Raw genomic sequence first — 15,151 nt, forward strand, 5'->3', positions numbered from 1 at the left:
GCGAGGATCAGTGCGCCTCGTCCCAGTTGACGCCACTCTCGGCCTCGACGATCAGTGGCACGCTGAGCTCGGCGGCGGCCTGCATGCGCGACTTCACCTCGCCGATGAATTCGCCCACCTGGCCCTCGCCGACCTCGAACACCAGCTCGTCGTGGACCTGCATCACCATGCAGGCGTCGAAGCCGCTGCCCTGCAGCCAGCCGTCGACCTCGATCATGGCGCGCTTGATGATGTCCGCCGCGGTGCCCTGCATCGGCGCGTTGATCGCGGTGCGCTCGGCGGCCTGGCGCCGGGCGTGGTTCTGGGCGCGGATCTCGGGCAGGTAGAGCCGGCGGCCGAACACGGTCTCGACGAAACCGTCCTCGGCGGCCTGGGCGCGGATGCGGTCCATGTAGCGGGCGACGCCCGGATAGCGGTCGAAGTAGCGATCGATGTAGGTCTGCGCCTGGCTGCGCTCGATGCGCAGCTGTTTGCCCAGACCCCAAGCGCTCATGCCGTAGATCAGCCCGAAGTTGATCGCCTTGGCACTGCGCCGCTGCTCGCCCGAGACCTTCTCCAGCGCCACGCCGAAGACTTCGGCCGCGGTGGCGGTGTGGATGTCGCGCCCCTCGGCGAAGGCCGAGAGCAGCCCCTGGTCGCCGGAGAGGTGGGCCATGATGCGCAGCTCGATCTGCGAGTAGTCGGCGGCGACGATGCGATAGCCGGGCCGGGCAATGAACGCCTGGCGTATCCTGCGCCCCTCCTCGGTACGGATGGGAATGTTCTGCAGGTTGGGGTCGGACGACGACAGGCGCCCGGTGGCGGCGACCGCCTGGTGATAGCTGGTGTGCAGTCGCCCGGTGCGCTTGTTGACCAGCCGCGGCAGCTTGTCGGTATAGGTCGACTTGAGCTTGGCCAGGCCGCGATGCTCCATGATCACCTTGGGTAGCGGGTAGTCCAGCGCCAGCTCCTCGAGCACCGCCTCGGCGGTGGAGGGTGCGCCCTTGGGCGTCTTCTTGATCACCGGGATCTTCTGCTCGTCGAACAGGATTTCACCGAGCTGCTTGGGCGAACCGAGATTGAACTCGCGCCCGGCCAGCTCGAAGGCGCGCGTCTCGAGTTCCTGGATGCGCCCTTCGAGCTCCTGGCTCTGCGCATGCAGACGCGTGGCGTCGATCGCCACCCCAGTGCGTTCGATGCGCGACAGCACCGGGATCAGCGGGCGCTCGATGGTGTCGAGCACTTCGGCCAGGCGACCTTCCGCCTCGATGCGCGGACGCAGTTCGCAGTGCAGGCGCAGGGTGACGTCGACGTCCTCGCAGGCGTACGGCACGGCCTGCTCGAAGTCGATCTGGTTGAAGGTAAGCTGCTTGGCGCCCTTGCCGGCGATCTCCTCGAAGCTCACCGTCTTCTGGCCGAGGTACTTCAGCGCCAGCGAGTCCATGTCGTGACGGGTGGCCGTGGAGTTGAGCACGTAGGACTCGAGCATGGTATCGGTCAGCGGCCCGCGCACCTGAATGTCGTAGTTGGCCAGCACCGAGATGTCGTATTTCAGGTTCTGGCCGATCTTGCCGCGGCAGGGATCTTCCAGCAGCGGCTTCAGCGATGCCAGCACGCTTGCCCGATCGAGCTGGTCGGGCACGTCGATGTAATCATGGGCGAGCGGTACGTAGGCCGCCTCGCCGGGATTCAGCGCCAGCCCCACGCCGACGATCTCGGCGTCCATGTAGTTGAGGCTGTTGGTCTCGAGGTCGAAGCAGAAGGCCTCGCAGGCATCGAGTCGGGCCAGCCACTCGTCGAGTTCCGCCTGGGTCAGGATCAGGTGGTTCTGGCACGCCGCTACGCTTGCCGGCGGTGTGTCGGAATCGACATTGCCCGCCGCCGCCGTTCCCGCCACCCCCGCCCCACGCTCGACGTCGTCGACGCCCTCGTCCTTGCCGGCCAGCAGCTCGGAGAGCCAGGCCTTGAATTCGAGCTCGGTATAGAGGCGCTTGAGCGCCTCGCGGTCGGGGTGGGCGATGTCGAGGTCGTCGAGCCCCACCGGCAGCTCGCAGTCGGTCTTGATGGTGGCCAACTGGTACGAGAGGTAAGCCATCTCGCGATGTTCGTCGAGCTTCTTGGGCAAGGTCTTGGCACCGCGGAAGACGAGCGTCCTGACCTTGTCCAGGTCGGCATAGATGGCATCCAGCCCTCCACCCACGCCCTGCAGCAGGCCCAGCGCAGTCTTTTCGCCCACGCCCGGCACCCCGGGAATGTTGTCCACCTTGTCGCCCATCAGCGCCAGGAAGTCGATGATCAGCTCCGGCGGCAGGCCGAACTTGGCCTTGACCCCGTCCACGTCGAGGGTCTCGTCCTTCATCGTGTTGACCAGGGTAATATGGCCATTGACCAACTGCGCCATGTCCTTGTCACCCGTGGAGATCACCGCGTCGCGCCCGGCCTCGGTGGCGAGCCGGGCCAGCGTGCCGATGACATCGTCGGCCTCGACGCCCTCGACGCACAGCAGCGGCAGCCCCAGCGCGCGGACGCAGTCGTAGAGCGGCTCCACCTGGCCACGCAGGTCGTCGGGCATCGGCGGACGCTGCGCCTTGTACTCCTCGAACAGCTCGTCGCGGAAGGTCTTGCCCTTGGCGTCGAACACCACCGCCATGGGGCTGTCGGGGTAGTCCTTGATCAGCCGCTTGAGCATGTTGATCACGCCCTTGATGGCACCGGTGGGCTGGCCCGTGGAGGTGGTCAGCGGCGGCAAGGCGTGAAAGGCGCGGTAGAGATAGGAGGAACCATCGACGAGAACGATAGGCGTGTCGGCCATGTATCGGTATCCGTTGGGTCTGTGCAGGAAAATGTAATTCTGATCAGCCATGATACGCATTGCACGCCGCTTTTGCCGCCATCGTTGGGATCACGCTGTCCAACGTCATACACTGGAGTCAGTGGCAGCGATCTTCGCCTGCGCTCTTGGGAGCCCATCATGAACGTCAATCACCGTTTCCTGGTTGTAGCACTGCTTTCCCTCGGCCTGGCGGCGGCCACGCCTGCCTTGGCCCAATCCTCCGCTGATGTCGAACCCGACATCACCATTCGCCAGGAGGAGGATCGAACCATTCGCGAGTACCGCGTCAACGGCCAGCTCTACGCCATCGAGATCCGCCCGAGCCAAGGCGCCAGCTACTTCCTGGTCGACCACGACGGCGACGGCAATTTCGAGCGTGAGGAGGGCGACCGCGTCGCAGTGCCCCAATGGGTGCTGATTCGCTTCTAGCCATCACACCGGGGTTGATCGCTGGTGAACGCCGGAACGTGTCCAGCAGACGTGCATCGAAGTGCCAAGACGCTACAATAGGCGGCTTGGCAACCTGGGCGAGAGACACATGGCCGTATTCACCCCGTTGAGCGACGCACAGGTCGCGGAGTTTCTCAGGCGTTTCGACGTCGGCAACCTGGTTTCCCTGGAGGGAGTCGCCGGGGGTACCGAGAACACCACCTTCTTCGTCACTACCGACCGCCGCGAGCTGGTGCTGACGCTGTTCGAGCAGGGCGAACACGAGGAGCTGCCGTTCTTCGTCGATCTGCTCGACTATCTCGACGAGCATCGCCTGCCAGTGCCGGGACCGGTGCACGATCGCGAGGGCATCGCCCTGCACAGCCTGGCCGGCAAGCCCTCGCTGCTGTTTCCCCGGCTGCCAGGTCGCCACCCCATGGCGCCCAACCTGATGCAGTGCCAGGCCCTGGGTGACGCGCTGGGACGCATGCATGCGGTATCCCAACATTTTCCCGGCCACCGCCCCAACCCACGCGACCTCAACTGGCTCGTGGCCATGCACCACAGGGTCTTGGGCTACCTCTCGCCCGAGGATCAGGCCCTGATGAAGGACGAAGTGGAAATCTACCAGGGCGTATTCGGCGCTGCCTCCGAGCTGCCCCACGGGGCGCTGCACGGCGACCTGTTTCGCGACAACACCCTGTTCGAAGGCGACCGGCTGGGTGGCATCATCGATTTTTACAATGGCTGTACCGGTGATTTGCTGTTCGATCTGGCCATCGTGATCAACGATTGGGCGTCGGGCCCCGAGGGGCAACTGGACCGCGAACGCCACGATGCCATCCTGTGCGCCTACCAGGCCCGCCGCCCGCTGACAGACGACGAACGCGAGGTGTGGCCGACGATGCTACGCATGACAGCCCTGCGCTACTGGCTCTCGCGCCTGCTGGTGGTCTACGTGGACCCGCCGGCCCACGACCTGACGCCACACGACCCGGCGCAATTCCATACCATTCTTACGGCACGCCTGAAACATGGCGCCCTGCCCCTGCCTGAAGCGAGCAATACATGAGCCTATCCATGGGAGCTGCCTCCGGCCCCGCCCAGCGGGCGCGCCGTACCTGGAACATCGATCAGTGGGGCAGCGGCTACTTCGACGTCGACGACAGCGGCCACGCCCTGGTGCGCCCGCTGGGTAGCGAGGCCGAAGGGCCTGCCTTGCCGCTGGCCCCGCTGGTGGACCAACTACGCGAGGCCGGCCTGCGTCTGCCGGTGTTGGTACGTTTCAGCGATATCCTGCATGACCGCGTCGAACAGCTGTGCGAGGCCTTCGACCTGGCCATGACCGAGGAGGAGTACATCGGCGGCTACACCGCCGTCTACCCGATCAAGGTCAACCAGCAGCGCCGCGTGGTCGAGGAGATTCTCGCCACCCGCGAGCGCGGCCACGGCCGGGTCGGCCTCGAGGCCGGCAGCAAGCCGGAACTGCTGGCCGTGCTGGCGCTCTCCGCCGACGGTCCTTCGCTGATCGTATGCAACGGCTACAAGGACCGCGAGTACATCCGCCTGGCGTTGATGGGCGAAAAGCTCGGCCACCGCGTCTACCTGGTGGTGGAGAAGTTCTCCGAGCTGCCGCTGATCCTCGAGGAAGCCCAGAACCTCGGTGTCACCCCGCGCATCGGCCTGCGTGCCCGCCTGGCCTCAGTGGGCATGGGCAAGTGGCAGGACACGGGCGGCGAAAAGTCCAAGTTCGGGCTCACCGCCAGCCAGATGCTGGCGGTGGTGGAGCGCCTGCGCGAAGCCGATTCACTGGCCAGCCTGCAGCTGGTGCATTTCCACCTGGGCTCGCAGATCGCCAACATCCGCGACATCCAGGTCGGCCTGCGCGAGTGTGCGCGCTTCTACCAGAGCCTGCTGGCGTTGGGCGCGCCGATCGACACCGTCGACGTCGGTGGCGGTCTGGGCATCGATTACGAAGGCACCCGTTCGCGCAGCTTCTGCTCGATCAACTACTCCATGCGCGAGTATGCCCGCAACGTGGTCAGCGCCTTCGCGCAGGCCTGCAATGAGGCGGAGATCCCCCACCCACATCTGATCAGCGAGTCCGGCCGCGCCCTCACCGCCCATCATGCGGTGCTGATCGCCAACGTGATCGGCGAGGAGCGGGTCAACGACAAGGCGCCTGCGCGCCTGGCCGAGGACGACCCGCAGCTGGACGAACTGTGGCGCGTGCACGATCTGCTGGGCAACTCGGTGGAACCGCGCGAGCTGGTGGAGGCCTGGCACGACCTGCTCCAGGCGATGAGCGAGATGCACGACCGCTTTCTCATGGGGCTCGCCGACATCACCGTGCGCGCCGAGTCGGAAGGGGTCTACTTCGCCGCCTGCGCGCGCCTGCGCGAGAAACTCGACAGCCGCAACCGCGCCCACCGCGAGATCATCGACGAACTCGCCGAGAAGCTCGCCGACAAGCTGTTCGTCAACTTCTCGCTGTTCCAGTCGGTACCCGACGTATGGGGCATCGACCAGATCTTCCCGGTACTGCCGCTGACCGGTCTCAACCGTGAGCCCACCCGCCGCGGTGTGATCCAGGACATCACCTGTGACAGTGACGGCCGTATCGACGGCTACGTCGACGGCCAGGGCGTGGAGACCACCCTGCCGTTGCCGGAATGGCGCGAGGACGAGGAGCGCCTGCTGGGCTTCTTCCTGGTCGGCGCCTACCAGGAGATACTCGGCGACCTGCACAACCTGTTCGGCGATACCGACTCCGTCGATGCCGCCCTCGACGAGAATGGCGACTGGGTGCTGAGCCACGCCCAGCAGGGCGACCGGGTTTCCGACGTGCTCGCCTACGTCAACTTCGACGCCAAGGTGCTGCGCGACCGACTCGCCGGCCAGCTGCACGAGAGCGGCCTCTCCGCAGAGGAGCAGGCACAGTTTCTCGACGACCTCTCCGCCGGCCTGCAGGGCTATACCTACCTGGAGTGAACGGCACACTCGCTATATGGCGATACGCCCCTCGGCCATGCCGAGGGGCGTTTTTGTGAAGCGCTTTGTGAAGCAAAGGGCCCGCTGGAAGCCTATTCTGCCACCTGTCCGCTGACCTCCAGCCCGCCGGTCAGGCTCAGGCGCAGGGTAGCGCCACGCTGCAGTTCACCGACGCCCGCGGGCGTGCCGGTCAGCACCACATCGCCGGGATCGAGAGTGAAATGGCGGCTCATTTCGGCGACCAGGGTGGGAACCGGGAACAGCATATCGGCACCTTCGCCGTGCTGACGTAGTTCGCCGTTGATCTCCAGCTCGAAGCTCAAGGCACTCCAGTTCGGCACCCGATCGAGGGGCAGGAAATCGGTCAACGGACAGGCGCCATCGAAGGCTTTGGCCACCTCCCAAGGATGGCCTTTCTCCTTGAGGCGCGCCTGCAAGTCGCGCAGGGTCAGGTCGAGGGCCAGGCCGATGCCGACGATGGCTCGCTCGGCCTCGCCGGGAGTCGCGTGGCTGAGCCGTTCGCCGATCAACAGCGCCAGCTCGGCCTCGTAGTGCACCTCCCCACGCGCGAACGGGGCCTCAATGGGCGCATCGAAGCTGGCCGCACTGGTCGCCGGCTTGATGAACAGCAGCGGCTCGCTGGGTATCGGGTTGTTCAGTTCCTTGGCGTGATCGGCGTAATTGCGACCGACGCAGACGATCTTGCCAAGCGGGTGGGAAAACGCCTGGCCATCGGTGAAACGGGGGACAAAGCGCATGGCGGGTCTTCTCCTTCTCGTTAGGCGTCCGCATCTCGGCGACAAGCCTCATAGTCTACCTCACCATACGCCCTGTTCCATCCTATCGTCCGCGACCCGACGATGCGATCATCCTTCCGGCGCCCATGGCTCGTCCGGCGAATGCGCCAGGAAGTTCGGGCGTCGGCGGCGTGCCGCGAAGGGCTCGACACAGGCATTGTCACCCCGGTTGTAGACAAAGAAGACGTTGCTGCGCGGGTCCGGCGACATGTTGGCATTCGAGCCGTGCAGCGTATTGCAGTCGAACAGCAGCAGGCCGCCAGCGGCCCCTTTCGGCGCCTCGATACCATGGCGGGTGACCAGCTCACGCAGCGCCTCGCGTCCGGGCACGCCGAATTCCTGGCGCTTCAGCGACTGGCGGTGATGATCCCCCGGCGTCTCGCCCAGGCACGGCACGAAGACCCTGTGCGAGCCGGGAATCAGCATCAGCGGGCCATTGAACTCGTGGTTGTCGGTCAGCACGATCGAGGCGCTGACGGCGTGCATGGCCGGCATGCCATCCTCAGCGTGCCAGGTCTCGAAGTCGGAGTGCCAGCTGAAGCCCTTGCCCTCAAAGCCCGGCTTGTAGTTGATGCGCGACTGATGCACGTAGGCGTCACCGCCGAGGATCTGGCGCACCCGGCCCACCAGGCGCTCGTCGCTTGCCAGGGTGGCGAAGCGCTCGGACAGGTAATGCACCGCAAACAGCGAACGGATCTCCTGGCTGTCGGGCTCGGTGATGCTGAAGTCGCGGCCGCGGAAGTCGTCGCAATTGAGCAGTTCGCTCAGTTGCCGACGCAGCTCGTCGAGCTCTTCACCGCTGATGAAGCCGGGCTCGAACAAAAAACCCTTGCGCTCGAATTCGTCGAGTTGCGCCTGGCTCAACGGCCCCTCGTCGACGCTACCACGCACCACACCCTCCTGACGCTCCAGCCAAAGAGTGTCGAGCGGCTTGGCCAGCCGGGTAGGATAGGGGTCGCGCATGCGGTCGAGCACGCTGTCGACCTGGGCGGTCATGGTGTCGGCGCCGATATAGTCGGTCACCTGCTTCAGCTTACGGTCGGACGAAGTCTGCACTGTCATCCAATCACCTCCTGTGTATCCGTGATCAGTTTCAGTCCCAACTCGTGCAACGGCGTGCAGCCGTGGTGGGGAGGCCTCAGAGAGACCTTTGCAGCGTTGATGTAGTGGCGATGCGCTGCGCTTTCAAGAGTGCTGCGTTCGACATGGCATCGGCCTGGCTCGCCTTGTTACATTAGTGCCTCCATTGAGCTCCGGTTCGTCACCACCTCGCTCCGCTCCCTGTTTCATCAGCCAGGAGACCCTGCCATGCCGCAGACACCGCCAACCCCTCCTCAAGGCCGCTGGGAGCGGCGTTTCGAACGCTTGCTATGGAGCAGCCGCTTTCTCGTGCTGCTTGCCGTCATCCCCAGCCTGGCGGCTGCCCTGGCGCTTTTCATCATCGGTACCATGGACATCCTCAAGCTGGTTCTCGCCACTGCCGGGTATTATCTCGTCGGGACCGGGCCAGACATTCACGACACTGTCGTGCCCAGCGTGGTCATGGCCGTGGATATCTACCTGGTGGCAATCGTGCTGCTGATCTTCGGGCTCGGCGTCTATCGGCTGTTCGTTTCGCCCATCGAGCAGGCCGAAGAGCACGCCACGGCACACCCCTTCAACGTCCAGTCCTTCGATCAGCTCAAGGACAAGATCGCCCGAGTCGTCATCCTCGCGGTAATCATCGAATTCTTCCGCGCCGTCGTCGACATTCGCTTCCAGACGCCCCTGGAAGCCATCTATCTGGCGCTGTCGGTGCTGGCACTGGCAGGCGCTCTTTACCTGATGAACCTTGCCCAGAAGCACTGAGGAACCAGCCCCGTCCCTGCCCCAGGAGAGCAGGGCAGTCTGGCCTGAACGCAAAAAACCGCCCATCGAGGCGGTTTTTAATAGCTGCAAGTCGCTGATTTTCCGTAATGCCATCCAACTTGAGGATGGTGCCGGCACCAGGAGTCGAACCCGGGACCTACTGATTACAAGTCAGTTGCTCTACCAACTGAGCTATGCCGGCTCGGGACCGATCCAGGCGAATTGCAGATCGGATAGGGTTGGCGTGGCTGGGGTACCAGGATTCGAACCTGGGAATGCCGATACCAAAAACCGGTGCCTTACCACTTGGCTATACCCCAGCAGATTGGTGGCCAGAGACGGAATCGAACCGCCGACACGGGGATTTTCAATCCCCTGCTCTACCGACTGAGCTATCTGGCCGCTGCCAACGGTGCGTATTAAACAAGATCAGCCGTGCAGCGTCAAGCCTTTCGTTTCATGCAGATGCCGCGGCCCAGCCGGTACCGTTCGGGCTAGCGCTCGGGCGGTACGTAGCCCTCCGCCTGATCGGTTTCGCGATTGTCGAGGAAAAGCTCCATCTGCTCGTTGAGGTAGGCCCGCGCCTCGGGATCGAGCATGTTGAGGTGCTTCTCGTTGATCAGCCGGGTCTGCAGCGCCTGCCACTCCTCCCAGGCGCGCTTCGACACGCTGGCCTGGATAGCCTGGCCCTTCTTTCCCGGCAGCGGCGGGAACGGCAACGCTTCTAGCTCTTGCTGATACTTGCGACAGAAAACGGTCTGGCTCATGGAATCTCCTGATTTTTAGATGGCCGGACGCTCAAGGCCCCTCCGGTGCAGCCAGGGCAAACGGAGCGAGCGAGGCCAGCAGCGACTTCACCGGCGCCGCCAGACCTATGCGCCCGGGATTGCCTGGATCGTACCAGCATCGCGCCTCGCCGACCGAATCCAGCCCGACGACCCGCGCCGGTTGGGGCGTGATCTCTAGCTTGAAGTGACTGAAGGTGTGGCTGAAGGCCGGCCAGTTCGGCTGGAGCGCCGCCCCGGGAGCGTGCACGTCGAGCCAGTCTCGAAGAGCCACCAGATCGTCGAACTGGGGCAAGCCCCACAACCCGCCCCACAGCCCACTGGCCGGGCGCTGCTCGAGCAGCACCCGGCCCCCGCTATCCTGCAAGACCAGCATCAGCGTGGTGCGTGTCGGCAGTGCCTTCTTGGGCTTGGGTTCGGGAAAGCGGCGCTGCTCGCCGCGTGCGTGAGCCACGCAGACGTCGACGAACGGGCAGCGACTGCATTCGGGCGTTCCACGCCGGCACAAGGTGGCGCCGAGGTCCATCATTGCCTGGGTGTAGTCGACTACCCTTTCCTCGGGTGTGTAGTGCTCGGCCAGCGCCCACAGCCTGCGCTCCACCGCTGGCCGCCCCGGCCAGCCTTCCACGGCGTGCAGCCGCGACAGGCTGCGCTTGACGTTGCCATCCAGGATCACCGCCCGCTGGCCGGTGCTCTGGGCGATGATCGCCCCGGCTGTGGAGCAGCCGATGCCGGGCAGCCCGGCCAGGGCCTCGAGGCTTGCCACCGGCAGCTCACCGCCGTGCTCGGCCATTAGCCGCTGCGCCGCCTTGTGCAGGTTGCGCCCGCGGGCGTAGTAGCCAAGCCCGGTCCACAGATGCAGCACTTCGTCTTGAGAGGCCTCGGCGAGCTCTGCAAGCGTAGGAAAGCGGTCCATGAAGCGCTCGAAATAGGGAATGACGGTCGCCACCTGGGTCTGCTGCAGCATGATCTCGGAAACCCAGACCCGGTAGGGTGTGCGCTGGCATTGCCAAGGCAGGTCGTGGCGACCGTGACGATTGAACCAGTCCAGCAGGCGGCGCTGGAATTCGGCGGCTTCAAGAACCGGCTCAGGCATTTCGCGCATGAACCACCTTCACACAGACGTGACGAAAAAAAGCGCCGACTGTGAGTCGGCGCAGGGACTGGCTTGTTGGGTCATCAGTTCAACAGACCACGCAGAGTGTCGCGAAGTTCCCGGCTGGCTCCCTCGCCCAGACTTTCTTCGAGCTTCTCGAGAGGGCGTTCGAGGCGCTCCTCCAGCTCATCGCCGGCACGCCGGGAGGCTTCGTCACGCAGCAGCTCGGCCAGCGACCCCTGAAACGCCTCCCGATCGAAGCGACACCATTCACCGCTGTCGCCGGACAGCTCTCCGCTACAGCGCACCGGCAGCGGCAATCGCTCCAGGCGCTGATTGACCGGGCAGGCGGTATCGGCCCCGTCGACGAAGCGAGCCGCGGCACGCAGATCGAAGCGCTCGCTGCCCAGGTCCAGCTCGCCGGTGCCGCCCAGCTCGATACCGGGAATGAGGACCAGGATGTCTTCGCTGCGGGCAACGCCATCGTTGATGCGCAGGCTCGCCTCGGCGCGCTCGAAGCGCGTATCGGCACTCCAGTCGCGGCTCGTCTCGCGCCCCTCGATCGCAGCCGCCAACGAGCACAGCTCCTGTGACACATTGACGTCGAGTATGGCGCCCTCGTCGATCCGTCCCGCCAGACGTCCGTTGAGATTGCGCTTGAGCGTCGGCCAGCTGTTGTCACGCGTCTCGAGTTCGCCGCCGAGCGTGAGCCGACCACGCAGAGGCGCGGGGCTATCGTCCTCGCTCAGCGCCTGAAGCAGCGGCTCCAGGCGTACCCGTTCAAGGCTGGGGTTGAATTGCCAGCGAATCGGCTCGTGGGTCAGGTCGAGAGCTCCGCTGGCGCTCAGCTCGCCGTCATAGAAGACCGAACGGAAGCGCTCGAGGCGATGCCGGCCATCTCCGCCGGACAGGGCCAGCCCCACCTCGGTGAAGTCGAGCCCCGACAGGTGCAGCTGCGCCAGGTCCAGCGCCCCATTCAAGTTCAGTTGCGCCAGCCACTCGGCGGGGACCAACTCGGCCGTGTCGTCGGCATGGGCCTTTGAGATAAACAAAAAATCATTTCGCGCGGCATTCTGGTCGGCGGGCTCGGCAGGCGGCAGGTAGCTGTCCAGGTCGAGACTATCGCCCTGCAGCTCGAAGTCGAGCAGTTTGCCGTCGAAGCCGGCGTTCAGCTCGCCGGTGAAGGTACTGCCATCGAGCACCATGGTCAGGCCCGCCAGCTCGATATGCTCCAGATCGCCTTGCACGGGGCTGGTCAAAGCCACGTCGGAGAGGGCCTGGGGATCCGCCATCTGGGGCATCTTGCCCAGGCGCGATAGCCATGGACGCAGCGAGAAGGGCGCGATGCTGATCTGTCCGCTATAGGTGGGCGACTGTACGAGGTCGGCGAGGTTCAGATGCCCGCTCAGGCGCAGGTCATCAGGCCCGGTCAACTGCAGGTCGCGCAACTGTGCCGTATTCTCGGCCAGATCGGCATCCACTGCCATGGCCAGCACCAGCGGCAAGGGGCCCTCTCCCAAAGCCGGGTGCTGCAATCCGGCTTCGAGCCGCCCCTCCTGAAGCTGCAGCCGCTGCTGCGATAAGTCCAGAGTGAGCTGTTGTCCGCTCAGGTCGATCTGCTGCCTGCTCTCGATGCCCGCCAGCAGGCTTGCGGAACTGAGTTTCAGCCCCTCCAGAACGTAGCGGCTCTCGGCAAGGGCCAACCGCATTCTCCCCTCGAAAGAAACGTCGCTCGCCAAGGCCGGGCTACGCTCCAGCTCCCGCCAGTCGAGGGAGGAATACGATCTCAGCTTGAAGGAGGATTTGAACGGAAAGGCGCGCTGGGGGTTGACGTTGGTGCCGGAAAGGTTGAGTTCCTCGATCAACCACTCCGTTCTCGATGCCAGATCGCGGTATGTCGCCGCGCCATTGCGCACCTGGACGCTGGCGACGTTGAGCGCCACGGCCAGATTGCCGCTCTCTCGGTTGGGCCCGGCGCTGGCCGGTGCCAGCACCGACTCGGCGCCTTCGCGGCCCTCGTCGAGACGCTGCAACAGGGTTTCCCAGTTACCGCGCCCCTCCTCGTCGCGAGCCAGGCGCAGCTGCATTCCGTCTAGTGTCAGCCCTTCGATGGCGATCTCACCGCGCAGCAACGGTGCAAAGGCAAGGCTGACCTCGGCATGGGCGAGGGCAAGGAAGGGCTGGTCTTCGGCACTTTGCTCAGGAAGGCGGCCTTCGGCTTGCTCCACGCTCACCCCCAGACGCGGGTAGAACGACCAGGAGAGCGGGCCGTCCAGGGTCAGCTCCAGCCCGCTCTGCTCGCGCACCACCTCGACCAGGCGCGGCTTGAAGTCCTCGGGGTCGAGAAAGGTCGTGACGTAGACCACGGCCGCCGCCACCACCACACCGAGTACCCCGATGGCAGCCAGCAGCATCTGCAACAGTCGTTTCATGTGTTACCGCCTCCTTGCAGCGGTGGAGCCAATACGAAATAGTCACCAGTGATATCCAGGCGATACCCCAGGCGCGTCAGCAGAACCTGGTCGGCGACCGGAAGCTGCGAGGAGAGGGTGCGGAGTTCCTTACCCGTGGTGCGTGCCGCATCGCTGACCAGTGCCAGCAGCCGCGAACCGACGCCGCGCCGCCGGGTGGTCTTGCGCACACACAGCTCCGAGAGCCACCAGGCCTGATCGTCGATTCTTACTGCCACCGCCCCTAGCAGGCGATCGTTGAAGCGCGCGCAGCCAAAGAGGTGCCCGGCCTCGAGGTGTTCGCGAAGAAAGGAATCCACTGGCACTGGCAGGCGCTCGGCCGGTGCATCGGCATAGATCCGCTGCAGATCGTGTCGCACCTGAGGGTCGGACGCCCATACGGTCTTGTCTACGAGATGAAGCGTTACCGGCATGGCGGTCTCCCTGGGCTGCAGCATGGCGCCGCCGCTGTGATGGGCGCATTGTAGCGGATGGGGGTGACGATTCTCTATAATGGTCGACCCACATGACGGCAAGCGCAGCGACTTGCCCGCCCGGAGCCGCCTGCGGCCGTGCCGGGCCCACACCATGCGACGCGCACCAGCGCCAGAGAGAGTCCGACATGTCCGAGCGAATCGCCACGGTAACCCGTGATACCAAGGAGACCCAGATCACGGTCACCGTGAACCTCGACGGCGAGGGGCGGCTGAACTGCGAGACCGGCGTTCCCTTCCTCGATCACATGCTGGATCAGGTGGCGCGCCACGGCCTGATCGATCTGGACATCAAGGCAGTGGGCGACCTGCACATCGACGATCATCATACCGTCGAGGACCTCGGTATCACCCTCGGCCAGGCCTTCGAGCAAGCCATCGGCGACAAACGTGGCATCCATCGCTACGGTCACGCCTACGTGCCGCTCGACGAGGCGCTGTCACGGGTCGTCATCGACTTCTCCGGTCGCCCGGGGTTGTTCATGAACGTCGAGTTCACCCGTGCCACCATCGGCCGCCTCGATACCCAGCTGTTCTGGGAATTTTTCCAGGGCTTCGTCAATCATGCCCGTGTCACACTGCATATCGACAACCTGAAGGGCTTCAATGCCCATCATCAGGCGGAAACCATCTTCAAGGCCTTCGGCCGCGCACTGCGCATGGCCGTGGAGCCCGATCCGCGCATGGCCGGTCAGATGCCGTCCACCAAGGGCTGCCTGTAACGCCTTCGACCGAACCTGAGAGGAGCCGCCATGACCATTGCCGTCATCGACTACGGAATGGGCAATCTGCACTCGGTTGCCAAGGCGCTGGAGCATGTGACCCATGAACACGTGGTCATCACTCGCGACCCGCGCCGCATCCAGGGCGCTACCCGCCTGGTCCTGCCCGGCCAGGGGGCGATCCGCGACTGCATGGGCGAACTCGAGAAGACCGAGCTGCGAGGGCTGGTACAGGAGCTGCTGGCCAGGCAGAGCAAGCCGCTGCTGGGCATCTGTGTCGGCCAGCAGATGCTGCTCGACCACAGCGAGGAGAGCGGCGGCATTCCCTGCCTGGGCTTTCTCGCCGGCGAAGTGAAGCGCTTTCCCACCGATATGGTCGACGACTACGAACAGCGCCTCAAGGTGCCCCACATGGGCTGGAACCTGGTCCACCAGCACCATGAGCACCCGCTCTGGAAGGGCATCGATCAGGATGAGCACTTCTACTTCGTGCACAGCTACTACGTGGCGGCGGAAGACGACGCCTGCGTATTCGGCACTACCCGCTATGGGCACATCGATGCCCACGTGGCCGTGGGCCGCGATGCCACCTTCGCCGTGCAGTTCCACCCGGAGAAGAGCTCCCGAGCCGGACTCAAGCTGCTGGAAAACTTCGTTACCTGGGTACCCTGACGCTGCACCAGGCCATGCCGGCGCATCGATCGTGCGTTGCTGGCCAGGCCGCCCG

Annotated in this window: 13 protein-coding genes and 3 tRNA genes; 6 read left to right on the forward strand and 10 right to left on the reverse strand. The window is 64.8% G+C overall.

Going from position 1 to position 15,151, the window contains the following annotated elements; all coding sequences use genetic code 11:
- Window positions 1-7: 7 nt before the first annotated feature.
- The gene (polA, locus tag HNO52_RS19300; protein WP_197566796.1) at window positions 8-2,791 is read right to left on the reverse strand and encodes a DNA polymerase I; all 2,784 of its coding nucleotides are present in this window, start codon (window positions 2,789-2,791) and stop codon (window positions 8-10) included.
- A 159-nt stretch (window positions 2,792-2,950) separates the two neighbouring features.
- On the opposite strand from polA, the gene HNO52_RS19305 reads away from it, so the two are divergent.
- From HNO52_RS19305 to speA, 3 genes are all read left to right on the forward strand, one after another.
- A complete protein-coding gene (locus HNO52_RS19305) occupies window positions 2,951-3,241 on the forward strand; it encodes a DUF2782 domain-containing protein (protein WP_197566797.1) in 291 nt (96 codons plus the stop codon).
- Between the two features lie 109 nt (window positions 3,242-3,350).
- Window positions 3,351-4,313 carry a homoserine kinase gene (locus HNO52_RS19310; RefSeq protein ID WP_197566798.1) on the forward strand — a complete coding sequence of 321 codons (963 nt, stop codon included), beginning with the start codon at window positions 3,351-3,353 and terminating at the stop codon, window positions 4,311-4,313.
- Window positions 4,310-6,232: a biosynthetic arginine decarboxylase gene (speA, locus tag HNO52_RS19315; RefSeq protein ID WP_197566799.1), complete on the forward strand. Its 1,923-nt coding sequence runs from the start codon at window positions 4,310-4,312 to the stop codon at window positions 6,230-6,232. The genes HNO52_RS19310 and speA overlap by 4 nt, the downstream gene beginning before the upstream one ends.
- A 92-nt stretch (window positions 6,233-6,324) precedes the next feature.
- On the opposite strand, the gene HNO52_RS19320 is transcribed toward speA, so the two are convergent.
- Window positions 6,325-6,990 (reverse strand): fumarylacetoacetate hydrolase family protein, encoded by a 666-nt coding sequence (locus HNO52_RS19320; RefSeq protein WP_197566800.1) that lies wholly within the window; start codon window positions 6,988-6,990, stop codon window positions 6,325-6,327.
- A gap of 108 nt (window positions 6,991-7,098) precedes the next feature.
- Window positions 7,099-8,091, reverse strand: coding sequence for an ectoine hydroxylase (thpD, locus tag HNO52_RS19325; RefSeq protein WP_232090402.1), 993 nt, complete (start codon window positions 8,089-8,091; stop codon window positions 7,099-7,101).
- Window positions 8,092-8,337: 246 nt separating this feature from the next.
- Here thpD and HNO52_RS19330 point away from each other — a divergent pair, with 246 nt between their 5' ends.
- On the forward strand, window positions 8,338-8,877 hold the full coding sequence (locus tag HNO52_RS19330) for a YqhA family protein (RefSeq protein WP_197566801.1): 540 nt from the start codon (window positions 8,338-8,340) through the stop codon (window positions 8,875-8,877).
- 126 nt (window positions 8,878-9,003) lie between these two features.
- On the opposite strand, the gene HNO52_RS19335 is transcribed toward HNO52_RS19330, so the two are convergent.
- From HNO52_RS19335 to HNO52_RS19365, 7 genes are all read right to left on the reverse strand, one after another.
- A tRNA-Thr gene (locus tag HNO52_RS19335) sits at window positions 9,004-9,079 on the reverse strand.
- A 43-nt stretch (window positions 9,080-9,122) separates the two neighbouring features.
- A tRNA-Gln gene (locus HNO52_RS19340) sits at window positions 9,123-9,197 on the reverse strand.
- A 6-nt stretch (window positions 9,198-9,203) separates the two neighbouring features.
- Window positions 9,204-9,279 (reverse strand) — tRNA-Phe (locus tag HNO52_RS19345).
- Window positions 9,280-9,371: 92 nt separating this feature from the next.
- Window positions 9,372-9,644: an oxidative damage protection protein gene (locus HNO52_RS19350; protein ID WP_197566802.1), complete on the reverse strand. Its 273-nt coding sequence runs from the start codon at window positions 9,642-9,644 to the stop codon at window positions 9,372-9,374.
- 31 nt (window positions 9,645-9,675) lie between these two features.
- Complete coding sequence (mutY, locus tag HNO52_RS19355) at window positions 9,676-10,767, reverse strand: A/G-specific adenine glycosylase (protein WP_197566803.1); 1,092 nt, start codon at window positions 10,765-10,767, stop codon at window positions 9,676-9,678.
- A 74-nt stretch (window positions 10,768-10,841) separates the two neighbouring features.
- On the reverse strand, window positions 10,842-13,190 hold the full coding sequence (locus HNO52_RS19360) for an AsmA family protein (RefSeq protein ID WP_197566804.1): 2,349 nt from the start codon (window positions 13,188-13,190) through the stop codon (window positions 10,842-10,844).
- On the reverse strand, window positions 13,187-13,642 hold the full coding sequence (locus HNO52_RS19365) for an acetyl-CoA sensor PanZ family protein (protein WP_197566805.1): 456 nt from the start codon (window positions 13,640-13,642) through the stop codon (window positions 13,187-13,189). The genes HNO52_RS19360 and HNO52_RS19365 overlap by 4 nt, the downstream gene beginning before the upstream one ends.
- A gap of 188 nt (window positions 13,643-13,830) precedes the next feature.
- On the opposite strand from HNO52_RS19365, the gene hisB reads away from it, so the two are divergent.
- Together hisB and hisH are read left to right on the forward strand one after the other, a co-directional pair.
- Window positions 13,831-14,424 carry an imidazoleglycerol-phosphate dehydratase HisB gene (hisB, locus tag HNO52_RS19370; RefSeq protein WP_197566806.1) on the forward strand — a complete coding sequence of 198 codons (594 nt, stop codon included), beginning with the start codon at window positions 13,831-13,833 and terminating at the stop codon, window positions 14,422-14,424.
- A gap of 30 nt (window positions 14,425-14,454) precedes the next feature.
- Entirely contained in the window at window positions 14,455-15,096 is a 642-nt protein-coding gene (gene hisH / locus HNO52_RS19375; protein WP_197566807.1) for an imidazole glycerol phosphate synthase subunit HisH, read from the forward strand.
- The last annotated feature ends 55 nt before the right edge of the window (window positions 15,097-15,151 follow it).

This window comes from Halomonas sp. MCCC 1A13316 (assembly GCF_014931605.1).
GTDB lineage: Bacteria > Pseudomonadota > Gammaproteobacteria > Pseudomonadales > Halomonadaceae > Halomonas.